The 20,562-nt window shown below is 37.6% G+C and carries 10 protein-coding genes, 3 tRNA genes, 3 rRNA genes, 1 pseudogene and 1 riboswitch; of the genes and pseudogenes, 13 read left to right on the forward strand and 4 right to left on the reverse strand.

Annotation, left to right across the window (positions count from 1 at the left end; all coding sequences use genetic code 11):
• Nucleotides 1–19 precede the first annotated feature (19 nt).
• The 7 genes and pseudogenes from K5I29_RS13220 to K5I29_RS13250 all read left to right on the forward strand — a co-directional run.
• Nucleotides 20–1,132: pseudogene (locus K5I29_RS13220) on the forward strand (bifunctional aspartate kinase/homoserine dehydrogenase I); the annotation flags it as partial.
• A gap of 3 nt (nt 1,133–1,135) precedes the next feature.
• Complete coding sequence (locus tag K5I29_RS13225) at nt 1,136–2,293, forward strand: trans-sulfuration enzyme family protein (protein ID WP_264433833.1); 1,158 nt, start codon at nt 1,136–1,138, stop codon at nt 2,291–2,293.
• Nucleotides 2,294–2,377: 84 nt separating this feature from the next.
• Nucleotides 2,378–2,483: riboswitch (SAM riboswitch) on the forward strand.
• Nucleotides 2,484–2,676: 193 nt separating this feature from the next.
• Nucleotides 2,677–6,399 (forward strand): methionine synthase, encoded by a 3,723-nt coding sequence (metH, locus tag K5I29_RS13230; RefSeq protein WP_264433834.1) that lies wholly within the window; start codon nt 2,677–2,679, stop codon nt 6,397–6,399.
• Nucleotides 6,400–6,460: 61 nt separating this feature from the next.
• The gene (metF, locus tag K5I29_RS13235; protein ID WP_264433835.1) at nt 6,461–7,417 is read left to right on the forward strand and encodes a methylenetetrahydrofolate reductase [NAD(P)H]; all 957 of its coding nucleotides are present in this window, start codon (nt 6,461–6,463) and stop codon (nt 7,415–7,417) included.
• Between the two features lie 52 nt (nt 7,418–7,469).
• Nucleotides 7,470–8,699: a DUF6051 family protein gene (locus K5I29_RS13240; RefSeq protein WP_264433836.1), complete on the forward strand. Its 1,230-nt coding sequence runs from the start codon at nt 7,470–7,472 to the stop codon at nt 8,697–8,699.
• A gap of 3 nt (nt 8,700–8,702) precedes the next feature.
• Complete coding sequence (locus tag K5I29_RS13245) at nt 8,703–9,785, forward strand: acyloxyacyl hydrolase (protein ID WP_264433837.1); 1,083 nt, start codon at nt 8,703–8,705, stop codon at nt 9,783–9,785.
• A 1-nt stretch (nt 9,786) separates the two neighbouring features.
• On the forward strand, nt 9,787–10,521 hold the full coding sequence (locus K5I29_RS13250) for a DUF2807 domain-containing protein (RefSeq protein ID WP_264433838.1): 735 nt from the start codon (nt 9,787–9,789) through the stop codon (nt 10,519–10,521).
• 87 nt (nt 10,522–10,608) lie between these two features.
• Here the strand turns inward: K5I29_RS13250 and K5I29_RS13255 are convergent, their stop codons facing one another.
• Nucleotides 10,609–10,815 carry a hypothetical protein gene (locus tag K5I29_RS13255; protein ID WP_264433839.1) on the reverse strand — a complete coding sequence of 69 codons (207 nt, stop codon included), beginning with the start codon at nt 10,813–10,815 and terminating at the stop codon, nt 10,609–10,611.
• A gap of 303 nt (nt 10,816–11,118) precedes the next feature.
• Between K5I29_RS13255 and K5I29_RS13260 the strand changes: the two genes are divergently transcribed.
• The 6 genes from K5I29_RS13260 (at nt 11,119) to K5I29_RS13285 (ending at nt 16,308) form a co-directional block, all read left to right on the forward strand.
• Nucleotides 11,119–12,634 (forward strand): 16S ribosomal RNA (locus K5I29_RS13260).
• A 79-nt stretch (nt 12,635–12,713) separates the two neighbouring features.
• Nucleotides 12,714–12,787: transfer RNA gene (locus K5I29_RS13265), tRNA-Ile, on the forward strand.
• Nucleotides 12,788–12,874: 87 nt separating this feature from the next.
• A tRNA-Ala gene (locus tag K5I29_RS13270) sits at nt 12,875–12,948 on the forward strand.
• Nucleotides 12,949–13,073: 125 nt separating this feature from the next.
• Nucleotides 13,074–15,956: ribosomal RNA gene (locus tag K5I29_RS13275) — 23S ribosomal RNA — on the forward strand.
• 120 nt (nt 15,957–16,076) lie between these two features.
• Nucleotides 16,077–16,186 (forward strand): 5S ribosomal RNA (gene rrf, locus K5I29_RS13280).
• Together the 16S, 23S and 5S rRNA genes with 3 tRNA genes alongside form the textbook arrangement of a ribosomal RNA operon.
• Before the next feature lie 47 nt (nt 16,187–16,233).
• Nucleotides 16,234–16,308 (forward strand) — tRNA-Val (locus tag K5I29_RS13285).
• Nucleotides 16,309–16,425: 117 nt separating this feature from the next.
• On the opposite strand, the gene K5I29_RS13290 is transcribed toward K5I29_RS13285, so the two are convergent.
• From K5I29_RS13290 to K5I29_RS13300, 3 genes are all read right to left on the reverse strand, one after another.
• Nucleotides 16,426–17,031, reverse strand: a complete 606-nt coding sequence (locus K5I29_RS13290; RefSeq protein ID WP_264433840.1) for a hypothetical protein — start codon at nt 17,029–17,031, stop codon at nt 16,426–16,428.
• A 24-nt stretch (nt 17,032–17,055) separates the two neighbouring features.
• Nucleotides 17,056–17,652, reverse strand: a complete 597-nt coding sequence (locus K5I29_RS13295; protein WP_264433841.1) for a hypothetical protein — start codon at nt 17,650–17,652, stop codon at nt 17,056–17,058.
• A 363-nt stretch (nt 17,653–18,015) separates the two neighbouring features.
• Nucleotides 18,016–20,400 carry an outer membrane beta-barrel family protein gene (locus tag K5I29_RS13300; protein WP_264433842.1) on the reverse strand — a complete coding sequence of 795 codons (2,385 nt, stop codon included), beginning with the start codon at nt 20,398–20,400 and terminating at the stop codon, nt 18,016–18,018.
• Between the last annotated feature and the right edge of the window lie 162 nt (nt 20,401–20,562).

The following is a 20,562-nucleotide window of genomic DNA, read 5'->3' on the forward strand; positions in this document are numbered from 1 at the left end:
GGAAACCTTAGTACAAGCCTTACATAAACAGCCAACTGCAGTTAATACAGAAGTTAAAGTAATTAATTTAGCCTTATTTGGGCACGGATTAGTTGGCGGAACTTTAATAAGTCAAATTTTAGAATCTCAGCAAAACATTGCCAAACGCAAAGGCATTTACTTAAACATTTTTGCTGTTGCTAATTCTAAACGTTTGTTGTTGAATGAAAATGGAATTTCTAACCAATGGTTGGATCAAATTTCGCAACAACCCGAAGGTTATTCGGTGCAACAAGTTATTGATTTTGCCAAACAGCATCAACTAGAAAATTTAATTGCGGTTGACAATACGGCATCTACAACCTTTATAAATAATTATGAGCTTTTGGTTAACGGTGATTTTCATTTAATTTCATCAAACAAAATTGCCAATACCATTTCGTTTAAATTTTATCAATCGCTTCGCGAAACTTTACATAAAAACAATAAAGAATATTTGTACGAAACCAACGTAGGTGCAGGTTTACCTTTGATTGACACCATTAAGTTGCTGCATTTATCGGGCGAAAATATTACTAAAATTACAGGTGTTTTTTCGGGCACGTTATCGTATTTGTTTAATAACTTTTCGGTGGAAAATCAACCTTTTAGTGCCATTTTACAACAAGCCATTGCTAACGGTTATACCGAACCCGATCCGCGCGAAGATTTATCAGGAAACGATGTTGCACGTAAATTGCTGGTTTTGGCTCGTGAATTGGAGTTAGAAAATGAGTTTGACGAAATTAAAATTCAAAACTTAATTCCTGAGCCGTTACAAGCTTTATCGGTAACCGAATTTTTAAATCAAACAGATAAGTTAGATCCGTATTATCAAGATCTAAAAAATAAATTAGAACCCAACCACGTTTTGCGATATGTAGGCGAACTTTCGGGCGATTTACAACAAGCAAAAGGTATTTTAGAAACTAAACTAATTGCTGTTTCTGCATTTACCGCTTTAGGACAATTAAAAGGATCTGATTCAATTTTCGAAATTTATACCGAATCGTACGGAGATAATCCGATTATTATTCAAGGAGCAGGAGCAGGAGCCAAGGTAACTGCCCGAGGCGTTTTTGGTGATATTTTACGTTTAGCATCTAAAAATTAATTTATGGAAAAAGATACCTTAGCCATTAAAACCCAAATAGAACGTTCGCAATTTCTAGAACACAGTGCGCCGTTGTATTTAACGTCAAGTTTTGTTTTTGAAGATTCTGAAGATATGCGTGCATCATTCGCAGAAGAAAAAGATCGAAATATATATTCGCGCTTTAGTAATCCTAATGTTTCTGAATTTATAGAAAAAATTGCGTTGCTTGAAGAAGCTGAAGATGGTGTTGCGTTTGCTACCGGCATGGCTGCTGTTTACAATACTTTAGTACCGTTTTTAAATGCGGGCGATCATGTGGTTTCTGCTAGCAGTATTTTTGGTTCTACCCATACGTTGTTTACTAAATATTTACCGAAGTGGAATATTTCTACCACGTATTTTGATATCAACAAACCAGAAACTATTACAGCTGCTATTCAACAAAACACAAAAATCTTGTTTGTTGAAACGCCAACAAATCCTGGAGTTGATGTGATTGATTTACAATTGTTAGGGCAAATTGCTAATAAGCATAATTTGTTATTGGTGGTAGATAATACGTTTGCTACACCATTTGTTCAAAATCCTATTTCATTAGGTGCACATTTAGTTATTCATTCTGCAACCAAATTAATAGACGGACAAGGTAGGGTGCTTGGCGGCGTAACTGTTGGTTTTAAAGATTTGATTCGTGAAATTTATTTATTTTCACGCAATACCGGACCTGCTTTGGCGCCATTTAACGCTTGGTTGTTATCTAAAAGTTTAGAAACGCTAAGTTTACGTGTCGAAAAACAAAGTCAAAATGCATTACAATTGGCAACGTATTTAGAGCAACATCCAAAAGTTAAATCGGTAAAATATCCGTTTTTACCTTCGCATCCGCAGTATGCCATTGCAAAAAAACAAATGCAAACCGGCGGAACCATTGTTGCGTTCGAGTTGCACGACGGTAAAGATGCTGGAAAAGCGTTTATAGATGCAAATTCCTTTTTCTCTGTTTCGGCAAATTTAGGAGATACGCGTACTATTATTACTCATCCGGCATCATCTACGCATAGTAAATTAAGTAAAGAAGAATTAAAACAAGCGCATTTAACCGAAGGATTAATCCGTATTTCTGTCGGTTTAGAAAGTTATAAAGATATAGTAACCCACTTTAATTTAAATTTAAAGTAACTCAAAATTTAACAAGCCACAAACCTTGTAAACTTGCAGATTTAAATAATAAAACGTAATTTTACAAGGTTCTTAAACATTTTGATGTTATCACGAAAGGCAGAGGGATTAGACCCAATGAAGCCTTAGCAACCCTCTAACTTTAGAGAAGGTGCTACATTCTACCTATTATAATAAGGAAAGATAACCCACATTTTTTAGCATTCCGCTGCAATTTTCACTGATAACATTTTATTTTTTTAAGAAGCTTATACGTTAGCGAATTGTATTCACTAAGTTCCCGCTTTGCGCTAAATCTTTATTTGTTTAAACCAACAAATAAAGGATATCGTTGCAATCGGGGCTAAAAGCCAACGTATTACATTAACTTAATACGATATAAAATGTCTGATTCTCACTGTATTTTGCATAAAGCGCCAATTCAGGAAATTATTAAACACAAAACTTTAGTGCTAGACGGCGCTATGGGAACCATGTTACAACAATATAAATTTTCTGAGCAAGATTTTCGAGGCGATTTGTTTAAAAATTTCCCATATCCATTAAAAGGAAATAACGATTTGTTGTCGATCACCCAACCGCAAGCGGTGCAAGAAGTGCATCGTAAATATTTAGAAGCTGGGGCTGATATTATTGAAACCAATACGTTTTCTAGTACTACCATTGGAGTGGCAGATTATCATTTGCAAGATTATGTGTATCAGTTAAATTACGAATCCGCAAAAATTGCCAAGCAAGTTGCCGACCAATTCACACAAGTAAACCCGCAAAAACCGCGCTATGTTGCTGGTGCTATTGGGCCAACCAATCGTACGGCATCTATGTCGCCCGATGTGAACAATCCGGGCTATCGTGCTGTTACGTTTAACGAACTGCGTTTGGCATACAAACAACAAGTAGAAGCTTTGCTTGATGGTGGGGTAGATGTTTTGCTGGTCGAAACTATTTTTGATACCTTAAACGCAAAAGCTGCACTTTTTGCAATCGATCAAGTTCGTGAAGAACGTAATATTGACGTGCCAATAATGGTTTCAGGAACCATTACGGATGCATCGGGTAGAACCTTATCCGGACAAACGGTTGATGCTTTTTTAATTTCAATTTCTCATATTCCGCTTTTAAGTATTGGTTTTAACTGTGCTTTAGGAGCAGATCAACTTAAACCTTATTTAAAACAACTTGCAAAACATACCTCGGTAAGTATTTCTGCACATCCCAATGCAGGTTTGCCTAATGCGTTTGGCGAATACGATCAAACGCCGCAAGAAATGCAAGTGCTTATTCAAGAATATTTAGATGATAATTTAGTTCAAATTATTGGTGGTTGTTGCGGTACAAGCCCAGAACATATTAAAAAAATTGCTGAGGCAGTTGCAGCTACCGAAAATAATCGAGAGCTAAAAAATACTATTCAAGCAACGTTTATACCTCCGGTTTTAGCTCTTTCGGGGTTAGAACCTTTGTTTGTAACCAAAGAATCTAATTTTATAAATGTTGGTGAACGTACTAATGTTACCGGATCTAAAAAGTTTTTACGTCTAATTAAAGAAGAAAAGTTTGAAGAAGCCCTTGATGTTGCTCGTACACAAGTAGAAGGTGGTGCACAAATTATTGACATCAACATGGACGAAGGTATGTTAGATGGCGTACAAGCTATGGTAACTTTTTTAAATCTTATTGCATCAGAACCTGATATTGCTCGAGTACCGATTATGATTGATAGCTCAAAATGGGAAATTATAGAAGCTGGTTTGCAAGTAATTCAAGGTAAAGGTATCGTAAACTCAATTAGTTTGAAAGAAGGCGAAGCTTTGTTTGTTGAGCACGCAAAACTTATTAAGCGATACGGCGCTGCTGTGGTAGTAATGGCTTTCGATGAGGTTGGACAAGCAGATAACTTAGAACGCCGCATCGAAATTTGTAAAAGATCTTACGATATTTTAGTAAATCAGGTACATTTCCCTCCACAAGATATTATTTTCGATCCGAATATATTCCCGGTTGCAACCGGAATGGAGGAGCACAACAACAACGCGCTCGATTTTTTTAATGCAACAAAATGGATTCGCGAAAATTTACCCTACGCCAATGTTTCAGGCGGAGTAAGTAATGTTTCGTTTTCTTTTCGCGGCAATAATAAGGTACGCGAAGCTATGCATGCTGCATTTTTATATCATGCCATTCAACACGGTATGAACATGGGCATTGTAAATCCTGAAATGTTAGAAGTTTACAATCAAATTGATGCTGAACTTTTAGAATATGTAGAAGATGTACTTTTAAATAGAAGGGAAGATGCAACCGAACGATTGTTAACTTTTGCAGATTCACTCATTCAAACCGATAAAGTTACCGAAACTAAAGTTTTAGAATGGCGTAGCTATCCGCTGCAAGAAAGAATTACATATGCCTTAGTTAAAGGCGTTGACGAATTTATTTTAGAAGATATTGAACTAGCGCGACAAATAGCGCCACAACCCATTCAAGTAATTGAGCAGAATTTAATGATCGGAATGAATGAAGTAGGTGATTTGTTTGGCTCGGGTAAAATGTTTCTACCTCAGGTAGTAAAATCGGCTCGCGTAATGAAAAAAGCTGTAGCTTATTTATTGCCGTTTATAGAAGAATCTAAAAAAAATAATCCAACACAAATTATCGAAAATCAGGTGCCAAAAATACTTATGGCAACCGTTCGTGGTGATGTTCACGATATTGGTAAAAATATTGTTGCCGTTGTTTTGGCTTGTAATAATTTTGAAATTATTGATTTAGGCGTTATGGTGCCGCCCGAAAAAATTATTGAAGAAGCAATTAAAAACGAGGTTGATGTTATTGGTTTAAGCGGATTAATTACGCCGTCGTTAGACGAAATGGTGCATCTTACCAAAGAACTAGAAAAAGTTTCGAGTAAAATACCAGTGCTTATTGGTGGGGCAACAACTTCGCGTGCACATACCGCCGTTAAAATTGCACCAGAATATTCTGGATCGGTGGTGCATGTAGTTGATGCTTCTCGTTCGGTAACCGTTGTAAATAGCTTATTGCAACCCGAAACCAATCAAGAATTTAAAAATGCCATTCATGAAGAATATACCAAACTTAAAAGCGATTATTTAAACCGTGCACGCGATAAAAAATATTTAAGCATTCAAGCAGCACGCGAAAATAAATTTAAAATCGATTGGGCAGCACAGCAAATTGTTAAACCCAATTTTATAGGTAAAAAGCAAATACAAGTTTCGGTTCAACAATTAGTACCTTATATAGATTGGACGCCGTTTTTCAGATCGTGGGAATTGTACGGTAAATATCCAGCCATTTTAACCGATGAGGTAGTGGGTGAACAAGCAACGGAATTGTTTGCTGATGCGCAAGCCATGTTACAAACTTGTATTGCAGAAAATTGGTTTCAGCCACAAGGAATTTTAGGCATTTTTCCTGCAAATACAATTAATGATGATGATATTGAATTGTACGACGAAAATGGGCAAGTACTTAGTACATTACTAACATTACGCCAGCAATCACAAAAAACAGCAGGAGCGCCCAACATTGCTTTGTCCGATTTTGTTGCGCCCAAAACTGCAAATGTTACCGATTATGTGGGTATGTTTTGCGTAACCACAGGAATTAAAGTGGAAGAAAAAGCAAAATATTTTGAAAGCTTGCACGACGATTACAATGCCATTTTAGTAAAAGCTTTAGGTGATAGATTGGCCGAAGCTTTTGCCGAATATTTGCACGAACAAGTTCGCCAAAACATTTGGGGCTATGTAACCAATGAAACATTAAGTAATGAAGATTTAATTCAAGAAAAGTACCAAGGTATTCGTCCGGCACCAGGTTATCCGGCTTGTCCTGATCATTTAGAAAAAAGAACCATTTTTAAAGTGCTCGATGTAACCCGAGCAATTGGTGTTGAGGTTACAGAAAGTTTGGCTATGTGGCCCGCATCATCGGTTTCTGGTTATTATTTTGCAAATGCCCAAAGTAAATATTTTGGTTTAGGTAAAATAAAGCCCGATCAGGTGGCTGATTATGCTCAACGTCGTGATATTAGTTTAGATGAAGCCAACAAATGGTTAAGCCCAATTATTACCGAATAATTTAAAAACGAATGCCAATTTTTTTAGGAAGGAAGCTAAACCTAAAAACAGAAAACTTATCATGAAAATTACCGAACATATAGAACAAGCCAAAGGGAAAACATTATTTTCGTTAGAAATTTTACCTCCTGTTAAGGGCCAAGATATTAATTGCACATTTAAAACCTTAGATCCGTTGGTTGAGTTGAAACCTGCGTTTATAGATGTAACCTATCACCGTCAAGAATATATTTATAAACAAAAAGAAAACGGATTGTTAAAAAAATATTCGGTACGTAAACGTCCGGGTACCGTGGCTATTTGCTCGGCCATTCAAAATCATTATAAAATTGATGCCGTTCCGCATCTTATTTGCGGCGGATTCACAAAAGAAGATACCGAAGATGCCTTAATCGATTTAAATTTTTTAGGCATTGATAATGTTTTGGTTTTACGTGGTGATCCGATTAAAACCGAAAAAACATTTGTACCCGAACCTGGCGGTCATGCCTTTGCTAACGAGCTGGTTCAGCAAGTTGTTGGTTTAAACCATGGTAAATATTTAGATGATGAGTTACAAGAAACCCATGCAACCGATTTTTGCATTGGCGTAGCCGGTTATCCCGAAAAACATTTTGAATCGGCTAACTTAAGTTTAGATATGCATTATTTAAAACAAAAGGTAGATTTAGGAGCAAACTACATTGTAACGCAAATGTTTTATGATAATCAAAAATATTTTGATTTTGTTACTAAATGCCGTGAAAATGGTATTCAGGTTCCTATCATTCCAGGTATTAAACCGTTAACTGCTGTTGGACAATTAAGTTCCATTCCAAAAAATTTTTATATTGATTTGCCAGAAGCTTTGGTGCAAGAACTATTAAAAGCAGATTGTTCGTCAACCATTTCTCAAATCGGATTAGAATGGTCGGTAAACCAATGTAAAGAATTAATCAAGTTTGGAGTGCCTGCATTGCATTTTTACACCATGAGTAACTCCAAACACACCAAATTTATAGCGCAGCAGCTTTTTTAGCAGTTGCCTTTCGCATTTTTTTGTTAAATTTAGTGAAATAAAAAAAGAACCTATGCTATATCACGAAATCCATTCCAAAATGAAAGCGGCTTTTGATGCAACTACGCAAAATGCCGTTTATCCAGAATTGGGTGTTTCAATCCATAAAAAAACATTTAAATCTATTGGTGCTCACGGTATTTTACATGGTTCAGATATGTTAAGTTGCGCCGAACATCAACTCGATTTTCAAAAATTCAATTCAAATGATAAAGTTTCAGATCATCATTCTTTAGATGTTCCTGATTACTTTATTCAAGAAAATTTATCTTACACCATTTCGTTAATAAAACCGGATGATGTTGATGTGGTTGATGATTTGGTGATTTTATTTCATGGTTTAAACGAAAAAAAATGGGATAAATATTTGCCTTGGGCGCACGAATTAGCCACCCGATCAAAGCGTGGCGTTTTGTTGTATCCTATTTCTTTTCATATGGATCGTGCGCCAGAGCAATGGAGCGATCGAAAATTAATGTTTCAAATTGCGCAAATCCGAGCAACCGATTTGTTCGAAAATTCAGATTCATCTTACGTAAACGCAGCTATAAGTTCTAGAATGGAAACCCAGCCGCAACGCATGTTTTGGTCGGGTTTACAATCTTACCACGATATTATAGAAATTGTAAATAGTATAAAAGCAGGCCAATTCAACTTAATTAAACCTGAGGCAACTATTAACTTGTTTGGCTATTCTATCGGTTCTTTTTTATCCATTATTTTAATGATGTCAAACCCAAACAATATTTTTTCAAACTCTAAATTGTTTTGTTTTTGTGGCGGAATGACAATAGATCGTATGTTTCCTATTTCTAAATATATAATGGATGCACGCGCTGCCATTGCCATGCAAAAAGTTTTTGCGCAGTTGCTAACAACTAACTTTAGTTCCGACTCCAGATTAGGGCATTACCAAAATCCAAGTATGCATCCTGAAGAAAGTTGGTTTAAAACCATGTTGCGTTACAATCATTTTCAAGCCGAACGCGAAGAGCGTTTTAAAGATTTAGAAGGCCGAATTAAAGCTTTGGTTTTAGAGCAAGATGAGGTTGCCCCACCGGTAGAATCTTTAAATACATTAAAAGGCGCTCGCCGATCTATTGCTATTGAGGTAGAGGTAAAAGATTTTGATTTTCCGTATACGCATATGGTTCCTTTTCCGTTAACTACTAAAAATGGTGAACAAGTGCACCAAGCGTTTACCCAAACGATGCAAAGTGCGCTGACGTTTTACAACAGTTAATACATGAGGTTTTTTATTTTTACGATTTGCTTTATTCCACTAATTGCCTTTACGCAGGTAAGACAACATACAATAGAAGCCAATTATTTTTACGGTAGTTTTTTACCACACAATAAAAATATTTTGCATTTAATAACCGGTATGCCAGAAGGCGTACAACTTAGTTATAACAAAAAAACTTTTGGTACCCAAGCTTGGCAGACATTGTATAATTACCCTGACTACGGTGTTTCTTTTCAATATCAAAATAATAAAAATGAGATTTTAGGAAATTTGTATGGGCTTTATGCCCATATGAATTTTTATTTTTTGAAACGCAATTTGCAATTTCGGGTAGCACAAGGTATTGCATATAGCACATATCCTTTTAATAAAAATACCAATTATTTAAATGTTGCATACGGCGCCCGAGTTATGCCGTCAACTTATTTTTCTTTAAGCTATTCTAAACCTAATATTTTTAAAAATGTTGGAGCGCAAATTGGTGTTAATTTTGTGCATCATTCTAACGCCAATACCAAGGCGCCAAATACAAGCACCAATACGTTAGCCTTAGCGGTTGGATTAAATTATACATTTACTAATAATCAGCCAGTAAATTATATAGAATATGATAAACCGAGTTTTAGTAAAAAAATAAAATATAATTTATTTTTTAGAACCGGTTTTAACGAAAGTGATGTTCCTAATAGTGGCACCAAGCCTTTTTACGTTGCAAGTTTTTATGCAGCCAAACAAGTTTCGCCTAAATCTGTTTTTCAGCTTGGTGCTGATATGTTTTGGATGCGTTATTTAAAAGAACTTATTGTTTACGAAGCAACTGTTTTTCCGGAGTTGGGTTTAGATCCGAATAAAGATTACAAGCGCGTTGGGGTATTTTTGGGTTACGAAATGTTAATCGCCAAACTTTCGCTCGATATTCAGGCGGGAGCTTATGTTTACAATCCTTCAAAAAAGCAAGGTGATATATACCAACGTATCGGATTGCGTTATCACATTAGTCCCAAGTTTTCTGGCGGAATCAGTTTAAAAACGCATTTAGCACAAGCCGAAGCGTTAGAATTTTCATTAGGATATCAATTATAACATGCGTAAATTTTATATTTTACTTTTTGGCCTTTTTTTTATTACTTGTTCACCCGATAAGTTAGACGACTGTTTGGGTGCAACTGGAGCTATTACCTCGCAAGTTGTTCAATTATCTGATTTTTCAAAATTAAATGTTGGTGAAGGAGTTGAGGTAGAACTTATTGAGCATCCTGTTCATAAAATTGAAATTCAAACCGGTCATCATTCTCAAAAATATGTTTCGTTTCAAGTTACAGATGGTGAGCTTTTCTTAAAAAACAGTTTAACCTGCACTTTAGGTTATGTCAAGCCGGCCGTCATAAAAGTTTATACACCAAATCTTATCCATATATATTCTAATTCTCAGTTTAATATGTATGCCAAACAAACTTTATTTTTCCCAAATTTAACAATCGAACATGGATTAACAATGAAAAATGCTTCAAGTGTTTTTCATATTAATATCAATACAAACAATTTAATTATTCAAACCAATAATTTATCGTCATTTGTTCTTACTGGGCAAGCTAATAATTTATCTGTTTCGTTTTGGGGTGGAGGTTCTAGGTTAGAAGCATATAACTTTCAGGCAAATCATGTTCGTATCATTCAACGTAGTACAAATAATATGTACATAAATGCTTTGCAAAGTATTAAAGGTACCATTTATGGATATGGTAATGTTTACCTCAAACAAGCTCCACTAACTATTGATGTTGTTGAGTTGTATAAAGGCAAATTAATTGTTGACTAATAATTATTTATGGCGTGTCCCTTGTATCCTCGGGCCGGGCTTTCCGCTTTATCTTTTCGGGGCAATTTCAAAAAGTATCGCTTTTTATTACCATAAGCTAGCTTCAAAACACAAATTGTTCCCCCATTTTTTACCCCTCAAAGGATGCCGCTTCAATCCCTCACGCGCGCTGCCAACCAAAAAAGTATTTTTTTTGAGGGCTAACCCTTCACAAAATGAACGTTTTAAAAAATAGTTTTTAAAAAGATGCATTTTTATTTGTTTGCGATAAAAAAAAGGTACTATCTTTGCCATCGCAAACAAGGATATATGCCTTGTTTTTTTATCTCAAGTTCATAAACCTATTGTAATCTTCAAAACGCTTTTAAAATCGGCTAAAACCGGTTAAAAAAGAAAAAAAAAATATTTTTCTAAAAAAGTTTTGTAAGATTAAAAATAAGTTTTACTTTTGCACTCGCAACTGTGAAAAACACGGGATGCGTTAAAAAAGAAGTAACGATTACGTTCATTGATATATTGAATTGACAGCAAAAAAGTAAGAGAGTAATCTCGTATTAAAGAAAAAAAGACCTAGCAATCGTACAATAATAAAAATATACGATGAAGAGTTTGATCCTGGCTCAGGATGAACGCTAGCGGCAGGCCTAACACATGCAAGTCGAGGGGTAGAAGCAGCTTGCTGCTTTGAGACCGGCGCACGGGTGCGTAACGCGTATGCAACCTACCTTATACTAAGGAATAGCCCAGAGAAATTTGGATTAACGCCTTATGGTGTTTTAGATTGGCATCAATATAAGACTAAAGATTACGGTATAAGATGGGCATGCGTCCCATTAGTTAGTTGGTAAGGTAACGGCTTACCAAGACGATGATGGGTAGGGGTCCTGAGAGGGAGATCCCCCACACTGGTACTGAGACACGGACCAGACTCCTACGGGAGGCAGCAGTGAGGAATATTGGTCAATGGAGGCAACTCTGAACCAGCCATGCCGCGTGCAGGAATAAGGTCCTATGGATTGTAAACTGCTTTTGTATAGGAAGAAACCATCCCTTGCGAGGGGTCTTGACGGTACTATACGAATAAGGATCGGCTAACTCCGTGCCAGCAGCCGCGGTAATACGGAGGATTCGAGCGTTATCCGGAATCATTGGGTTTAAAGGGTCCGTAGGCGGCCTAGTAAGTCAGTGGTGAAAGTTTGCAGCTTAACTGTAAAATTGCCATTGAAACTGCTGGGCTTGAATTTTTGTGAAGTAACTAGAATATGTAGTGTAGCGGTGAAATGCATAGATATTACATGGAATACCAATTGCGAAGGCAGGTTACTAACAAAGTATTGACGCTGATGGACGAAAGCGTGGGTAGCGAACAGGATTAGATACCCTGGTAGTCCACGCCGTAAACGATGGATACTAGTTGTTCGGTTTTCGGACTGAGTGACTAAGCGAAAGTGATAAGTATCCCACCTGGGGAGTACGAACGCAAGTTTGAAACTCAAAGGAATTGACGGGGGCCCGCACAAGCGGTGGAGCATGTGGTTTAATTCGATGATACGCGAGGAACCTTACCAGGGCTTAAATGTAGATTGACGTATTTGGAAACAGATATTTCTTCGGACAATTTACAAGGTGCTGCATGGTTGTCGTCAGCTCGTGCCGTGAGGTGTCAGGTTAAGTCCTATAACGAGCGCAACCCCTGTCGTTAGTTGCCATCGAGTGATGTCGGGAACTCTAACGAGACTGCCAGTGTAAACTGCGAGGAAGGTGGGGATGACGTCAAATCATCACGGCCCTTACGTCCTGGGCCACACACGTGCTACAATGGCCGGTACAGTGAGCAGCCACTACGCGAGTAGGAGCGAATCTACAAAACCGGTCACAGTTCGGATCGGAGTCTGCAACTCGACTCCGTGAAGCTGGAATCGCTAGTAATCGGATATCAGCCATGATCCGGTGAATACGTTCCCGGGCCTTGTACACACCGCCCGTCAAGCCATGGAAGCTGGGGGTACCTGAAGTCGGTGACCGCAAGGAGCTGCCTAGGGTAAAACTAGTGACTGGGGCTAAGTCGTAACAAGGTAGCCGTACCGGAAGGTGCGGCTGGAACACCTCCTTTCTAGAGAAGTATTGATAGGTTCAACTTTATATTGAAATTACTCTCGCTGTTAGTTCAAAAATTTATAAGTAAAATACAGAGTCTCGTAGCTCAGCTGGTTAGAGTACTACACTGATAATGTAGGGGTCCCCAGTTCGAGTCTGGGCGGGACTACTATTTTGTTTATAGATAAAAAAAGGAAATTCTAGGGTTGGGTGTTGAGATACTATCAACAAGGATTCAACATTCACATAGAAGAATGGGGGATTAGCTCAGCTGGCTAGAGCGCCTGCCTTGCACGCAGGAGGCCATCGGTTCGACTCCGATATTCTCCACGATTTTAGATAAATATCTAAATAACCGTTCATTGACATATTGCAATAGAAAATACAAACAAAAAGTAGAAAGAAAAAAAATAATTTTTTTACAGTAGAACGCAAGTTCTGTGTAGAAAACTCATACATAAGCAAATTAAGGGCGTATGGGGGATGCCTAGGCTCTCAGAGGCGATGAAGGACGTGATAAGCTGCGAAAAGCTACGGGGATTGGCACACACGAATAGATCCGTAGATATCCGAATGGGGCAACCTGTCTAGTTGAAGACTAGTCACATCGAAAGATGAGCAAACCCGCTGAACTGAAACATCTAAGTAGGCGGAGGAGAAGAAAACAAGAGTGATTCCGTAAGTAGTGGCGAGCGAACGCGGAACAGCCCAAACCAATATTGTTACGGCAATATTGGGGTTGTAGGACCACGATATTTTATGCAAAGCGAATTAGAATAACCTGGAAAGGTTAACCGAAGAGGGTGATAGTCTCGTATAAGTAAGCGATGTAATAGATAGTGGTATCCTGAGTAGGTCGGGGCACGTGAAACCCTGATTGAATTTGCCGGGACCATCCGGTAAGGCTAAATACTCCTGAGAGACCGATAGTGAACCAGTACCGTGAGGGAAAGGTGAAAAGAACCGTGAATAACGGAGTGAAATAGATCCTGAAACCATACGCTTACAAGCGGTCGGAGCCCTTTTATGGGGTGACGGCGTGCCTTTTGCATAATGAGCCTACGAGTTACCGTTGCTGGCAAGGATAAGCACTTTAGGTGTGGATCCGTAGCGAAAGCGAGTCTTAATAGGGCGCTTTAGTCAGTAGTGGTAGACGCGAAACCGTGTGATCTACCCATGGACAGGTTGAAGTTTAGGTAACACTAAATGGAGGACCGAACCCGTTGACGTTGAAAAGTCTTGGGATGATCTGTGGGTAGGGGTGAAAGGCCAATCAAACTCGGAAATAGCTCGTACTCCCCGAAATGCATTTAGGTGCAGCGCTGTTTTAGTTTATTAGAGGTAGAGCTACTGATTGGATGCGGGGGCTTCACCGCCTACCAATTCCTGACAAACTCCGAATGCTAATAAATGTTTTACAGCAGTGAGGGCATGGGTGCTAAGGTCCATGTCCGAGAGGGAAAGAACCCAGACCATCAGCTAAGGTCCCCAAATGTATACTAAGTTGAAAAAACGCGGTTTGTTTGCTTAGACAGCTAGGATGTTGGCTTGGAAGCAGCCATTCATTTAAAGAGTGCGTAACAGCTCACTAGTCGAGCGAACGAGCATGGATAATAATCGGGCATAAGTATACTACCGAAGCTATGGATTTGCGCTAAGCGCAAGTGGTAGGGGAGCATTCTAAACTGGGTTGAAGGTGTACTGTGAGGTATGCTGGACTGTTTAGAAAAGCAAATGTAGGCATAAGTAACGATAAGGAGGGCGAGAAACCCTCCCGCCGTAAGACTAAGGTTTCCTGAGCTATGCTAATCAGCTTAGGGTTAGTCGGGACCTAAGGCACACCCGAAGGGGGACGTCGATGGCCAACGGGTTAATATTCCCGTACTTCTAATAATTGTGATGGGGTGACGGAGTGATGAAAGCACCGCGGACTGACGGAATAGTTCGTTAAAGTACGTAACTATAGGACTTGTAGTAAAATGCGCAGGTCTTGGTGAAATACGATAGTACACAAAATCTTCGGATGGCGTGATAGTGTGCCTAAGGGCTTCCAAGAAAAACCTCTAAACATAGATTATTAGAACCCGTACCGTAAACCGACACAGGTAGTCGAGGAGAGTATCCTCAGGCGCTCGAGAGATTCATGGCTAAGGAATTAGGCAAAATAGACCTGTAACTTCGGGAGAAAGGTCGCCAGCAGCAATGCTGGCCGCAGTGAAAAGGTCCAGGCGACTGTTTATCAAAAACACAAGGCTTTGCAAAATCGTAAGATGACGTATAAGGTCTGACACCTGCCCGGTGCTGGAAGGTTAAGAGGAGATGTTATTCGCAAGAAGAAGCATTGAATTGAAGCCCCAGTAAACGGCGGCCGTAACTATAACGGTCCTAAGGTAGCGAAATTCCTTGTCGGGTAAGTTCCGACCTGCACGAATGGTGTAACGATCTGGACACTGTCTCAGCCATGAGCTCGGGTGAAATTGTAGTAACGGTGAAGATGCCGTTTACCCGCAGTGGGACGAAAAGACCCTGTGCACCTTTACTATAGCTTAGTATTGTTCTTGGATAAGTGATGTGTAGGATAGGTGGGAGACTATGAAGTGGCGTCGCTAGGCGTTGTGGAGTCATTGTTGAAATACCACCCTTTGCTTATCTGAGGTCTAACTCTGCGTTGCAGAGGACATTGCTTGGTGGGTAGTTTGACTGGGGTGGTCGCCTCCAAAAGAGTAACGGAGGCTTCTAAAGGTTCCCTCAGTACGCTTGGTAACCGTGCGTAGAGTGCAATGGCATAAGGGAGCTTGACTGAGAGACATACAGGTCGATCAGGTACGAAAGTAGAGCATAGTGATCCGGTGGTTCCGCATGGAAGGGCCATCGCTCAAAGGATAAAAGGTACGCCGGGGATAACAGGCTGATCTCCCCCAAGAGCTCATATCGACGGGGGGGTTTGGCACCTCGATGTCGGCTCGTCACATCCTGGGGCTGGAGAAGGTCCCAAGGGTTGGGCTGTTCGCCCATTAAAGTGGCACGCGAGCTGGGTTCAGAACGTCGTGAGACAGTTCGGTCTCTATCTACTGTGGGCGTTAGAAATTTGCGTGGATCTGATTCTAGTACGAGAGGACCGAATTGGACTAACCTCTGGTGTATCAGTTGTGCCGCCAGGTGCATCGCTGAGTAGCTACGTTGGGCAGGGATAAGCGCTGAAAGCATATAAGCGCGAAACCCACCACAAGATTAGATTTCTTTAAAGGGTCGTTGTAGATGACAACGTTGATAGGCTATAGATGTAAAGGCAGTAATGTCATAGTCGAGTAGTACTAATAACCCGTAAGCTTATGTATTTGTCTCCTGCTGAAATTAAGTAGGCAGGAGGACTTCTTTCTAATAAAAGTAGAAGAGTTTGTATAGAACAACTATTGTAATAGGGTCAACCATATATTGCTAGATATAGCAAACCGATTTAAGGTGGTTATTGCAACGAGGCTCACCTCTTCCCATCCCGAACAGAGAAGTTAAGCTCGTTAGCGCAGATGGTACTGCATTTATGTGGGAGAGTATGTCGCTGCCTTTTTTTAAAAACCTTAATGTATTTAAAAATAGATTAAGGTTTTTTGTATCGGGCGATTAGCTCAGCTGGTTCAGAGCACCTCGTTTACACCGAGGGGGTCAGGGGTTCGAATCCCTTATCGCCCACCGAGAGAAGAACTCCTCATCAGAAATGATGAGGAGTTTTTGGTTATATTATTTTGTGAAGTAATGTTTTGTTATTGCTAGTCTCTTTGTCAATTTATAAAACATCATGTAAATGGTTTAGCCAATTAATATGTTTTTTTTATTTAATAGTTTCCACTTGTTATTTTTTTTTTCAAAAAAATAAATATCTTTTGTCATTGAATTTCCTATCACTTTTGTAACAATAATGCTTGCAAACTTATTCGATTCTGTTATAAATAAATTGGAAAAATATATTGTAAGCGTATAAATGTCATTCGTACTCTTTTCGACTAGTTTAATAGATTTTGTTTTTGGTTGTTGTATAAAAGTAGAATCTAATTTATATGTGTAAAAATTATAATTTAGATTGTTAGCGTTTATTTTAGATCTAAATATTTCTTTATAATTTGCTTCATATAAAATTGTATCTATAACTTCTACCTGAAATTGTTTATCAGAAAAGTTATTTTGTATTGGTGTTGGAATTTGTGTCCAATCAAACATATCTATCGAATCTAATAAAACCTCCATATTGGTTTTAACTATAATAATGCTTTCGTATGTTCTAGTTTCAGTTTTACAACTAATTAAAGATACCATTACAACAGTATAAAATACTGCTTTATAGTAAATTTGTATTTTCTTTATATTATTCATTTCAAACCGTTGTAAGTTATTTATATTTCTAACAGAAAATTTCATTCCTAATTTTCTTATTCTATTTTATCACCATTTTAATCTTAACCCTTCAGGGTATTCTTCTGTTTTATAACCAATAAAATAATCGTTTTTAATGTATTCAACTTCAACTTCTGAATAATGATTTAGTTTTTCGTTATCAAAATAAATTCTATAAACATAAAAATCATTAGGTGGTACTACGTATATATAACTTTTTATTGTTCCTGCGGCATAACTTTTACGTGTCTCGCTATAGTTTTTAAATATATGACTATTTTTTTCAACTACTTTTACAGCGCGATCGTGTGCTGTTTTGTAAATTTTTGTTCTATATTTTTTTTCATTATCACTAATAAATTCTCTTCGTTGTGGAGGTAAATTAGCATATATCTTGCTTAAATAAGTAACATTAAATTTGTTTTTTAGAATAGTTTCTCCGTTTTTTACTTTGTATTCTATATCTTTTTCTGAAAAAAATAGCGTGTCTTTCGTGTTGTTTTCAATATAAAATTCTAAAGTATAATATTTTTTACTAAAATCTTTTTTATATCTATATCCAATATATTTAGCTTCAACCTGTGCAGTAGCCGCTGTACTAAAAATTATGATGCTTGCCGCTAGTTGTAATATTTTATTTATCATGATTTTTTTTTGAAGCTTATACCTTAATATATAACTATGTTTAATTATAAATATATTCAATATTTTTTGTTTTTTAATTCTAGGATGGTATTTATAATTAAGAAGTTTCCTTTCGGTCAACGAGAAATTTTTGTTTAGTTTTAATCAGTTTTAATTTTGCATAGTTATAAGAGTTTGAACTCTTGCTTAAGAGTTGCCGAAGTCTTGCTTAAGAGTTTACTTAAACCTGCGCAGCTTTTGCGTTAGGGATAGCAGCGATATCCTTTTATGTAACGCAGTGGAATAAAAGATAAAGCGGATAGCCCGACCCGAGCAATCCGCTTTATGCATTTTTGTGTTATTTTGTGTGCGAGGGTAACGCGCTTAAAACATTCCTGATTTGTTAGATTCGTTATTTTCGCGTGCTTTGCGTTGTAAAGCTCTGTTTTTACCGCCACCAAACATTACGTTAAAACCAACGAATAAAGACTGACTTTCCCAATGAAAGTTACCATAACCTGGATAGGGGTTGGTTGTATTTACACGGTAGCGTAGGGTGTTAAAAACATCATTAAAGCGTAAGTTAATGTTTGCTTTTTGGTCCCAAAATGAGTAACGTGCTCCAATATCAGTCTTATACATTGGCTTTGCTTCGGCTTGTAACTCTTTAACAGACGATCTGTAAAAGCCAAACCAAGTTAAACGTAAGTTTTTGGTTATTTTAAAATTGTTGTTTAAACGTGCGTTTAATGGTGTTGTGTTTACAGTGTGTTTTTCTATTACATATTGGTTTATTGTTGGGTTGTAAACGGCTAATTGTCCGTTTTGCTTCATGCTAGATAAATCTAAGCTGGGTTGCATGTCCCACCAATCTGTCACTTTTAGGTTGGCTGATAATTCGAATCCGAATGAATTGTTACCTGAAAAGTTGGTGTAGGTTTGAATCATTTTAAATTCGTCTGGGTTAGCATTTTCGTCGTTTAAAAACACTTGCGAAATTTCGTCGTGAATGTCGCGGTAATACACGTTTGCGTTTATGCTGCTTTTGTTAATTTTTTTGGTGTATGCCAATTCTATCGAGTTGGTAAACTGCGGTAATAACTCTGGGTTACCAATTCCGGTTACGCGTGGGGTAGAAAAGGTTCTGATTGGTTTGGTTTGTGATATAGACGGGCGGTCTACACGACGTGATATGCTTAAGTTTAAGCTGTTGGTTTCGTTTACTTCGTAATTTACGTATGCCGATGGGTAAACGGTAAAATATTTGTTTTTAAACGGTTCGTTTTGTGTGGTAGTTTGGTAATCGGCTTTTACCTCGTAACGCTCTAAACGTGCACCCAATTTGTACGATAATTTATCGAACTTTTGCCCTAAGGTTGCGTATGCCGAAAATATATTAAAGTTATAGCTAAAGTCAGCATTTTCTATACCTGCACGATTGGTTAGATAATGATTGGTTGTGTTGGTAATGCGGGCTTCGGCTCCTAATTCTAAATTAATTTTTTCTGTTAATGGATTCACATAATCTAAATTGATTATAGTAGATTCATCTTTAGCTTTTGTATGATCTTGTTGGTTGGTGTCAATGCCGTTTAATACAAAAAAGCTGTTTTGATTGCCTTTTGCATGGTTGTAAGTTGCTTCAAAATCTAAAGTTTCGCCTTCTTTTTTAAATAACTTTTTATAGGCTACGTTGTAAATGCTGTTTCTGTTTTTGTTTTTAAACGAATCGTCTGAGTAAAAAGATAAGGTTGGATCTGCCAACAAAACATCAGAATTCACGCTGAAACGTTGGTTACCGTACGATTGATTGGTGTAAACCGAAACTGTGTTTTTATCGTTAATGTGATAATCTACCCCAACTTTAAAAAATTCATTTCTGTTTTTACTTCTTACATCAATTAGCTGTGTAGATTCGTCTTGATCAATATATAAATACCCACCGTTTAAGTATTCGCCCGAATTGTTACCTAAGGTTGCAAAAAAGTTTACTTTACCTGTGCGGTAATTGGCATTAAATGAGTTGTTAAATTTTGCTCTTTTAGCAAAGGTAATGCCTGATGAAAACGAACCGTTAAACCCGTCCATCGAGTTTTTGTGCAGAATGATATTAATAATTCCAGACATACCCTCTGGGTTGTATTTAGCCGAAGGATTGGTAATAATTTCGATTGATTTAATGGCGGTTGATGGTATTTGTTTTAACAACATCGCAACATCCATATTGCTTGGGCGCCCGTCAACTAAAACGCGTACATTGCTGTTACCGCGTAAAGAAAGTTTTCCATCCTGATCTACGTTTACCGATGGAATGTTATTCATAATATCTGAAGCAGTTGCACCTACGGTAGATAAATCTCGACCTACGTTAATAACCTTACGGTCAATTTTTTGTTCGGTTGTAGAGCGTTCAGCAACAATGGTTACTTCTTCTAACTGAATATCTTGGCTTTGTATTAAAACGTTGCCTAAGTTAAGGTCCTGAATGTTTTGTGATAACACAAAAGGTTTTGTAAGGTTTTGGTACCCAATAAACTGAATGGTAAGTTGTAACGGTTTTAATGGTAAGTTACGTAAAGTAAAATTACCGTCTAAATCGGTAACGTCAGTAAGTAAAACAGCCCCGTCAGAAAGTACTTGTAAGGTTGCAAACGGAATAGATTCGCTAGTTTCACTATCTATAACTTTACCACTTACTTTACCATTGTTTTGTGCAAATGCCACCCCAAGGTTAAGCATAAACAAACTAAGCAATAATTTAATGTTCATGTTTTTTGATTTATTTGATTGTGATTGATTTACCTATAAGACAAATTATTTAATAAAATGTTACAATAATTTTTACATTTTATTATTATTTTTTTTGCAATGCTATTATAAAAATATGGGTGCTAAAAGTTACTATTTACTCTAAATAAGCGTATCTTTGCT

The organism is Flavobacterium agricola (genome assembly GCF_025919725.1).
Lineage (GTDB): Bacteria > Bacteroidota > Bacteroidia > Flavobacteriales > Flavobacteriaceae > Flavobacterium > Flavobacterium agricola.

What these genes read in the sequence shown, in the direction of transcription:
- K5I29_RS13240 (WP_264433836.1), top strand. Translation starts at nt 7,470, where the DNA reads ATGCTATATCACGAAATCCATTCCAAAATGAAAGCGGCTTTTGATGCA.
- K5I29_RS13225 (WP_264433833.1), top strand. Translation starts at nt 1,136, where the DNA reads ATGGAAAAAGATACCTTAGCCATTAAAACCCAAATAGAACGTTCGCAA.
- K5I29_RS13255 (WP_264433839.1), bottom strand. Translation starts at nt 10,815, where the DNA reads ATGGCAAAGATAGTACCTTTTTTTTATCGCAAACAAATAAAAATGCAT.
- metF (WP_264433835.1), top strand. Translation starts at nt 6,461, where the DNA reads ATGAAAATTACCGAACATATAGAACAAGCCAAAGGGAAAACATTATTT.
- K5I29_RS13250 (WP_264433838.1), top strand. Translation starts at nt 9,787, where the DNA reads ATGCGTAAATTTTATATTTTACTTTTTGGCCTTTTTTTTATTACTTGT.
- metH (WP_264433834.1), top strand. Translation starts at nt 2,677, where the DNA reads ATGTCTGATTCTCACTGTATTTTGCATAAAGCGCCAATTCAGGAAATT.
- K5I29_RS13300 (WP_264433842.1), bottom strand. Translation starts at nt 20,400, where the DNA reads ATGAACATTAAATTATTGCTTAGTTTGTTTATGCTTAACCTTGGGGTG.
- K5I29_RS13295 (WP_264433841.1), bottom strand. Translation starts at nt 17,652, where the DNA reads ATGATAAATAAAATATTACAACTAGCGGCAAGCATCATAATTTTTAGT.
- K5I29_RS13290 (WP_264433840.1), bottom strand. Translation starts at nt 17,031, where the DNA reads ATGAAATTTTCTGTTAGAAATATAAATAACTTACAACGGTTTGAAATG.
- K5I29_RS13245 (WP_264433837.1), top strand. Translation starts at nt 8,703, where the DNA reads ATGAGGTTTTTTATTTTTACGATTTGCTTTATTCCACTAATTGCCTTT.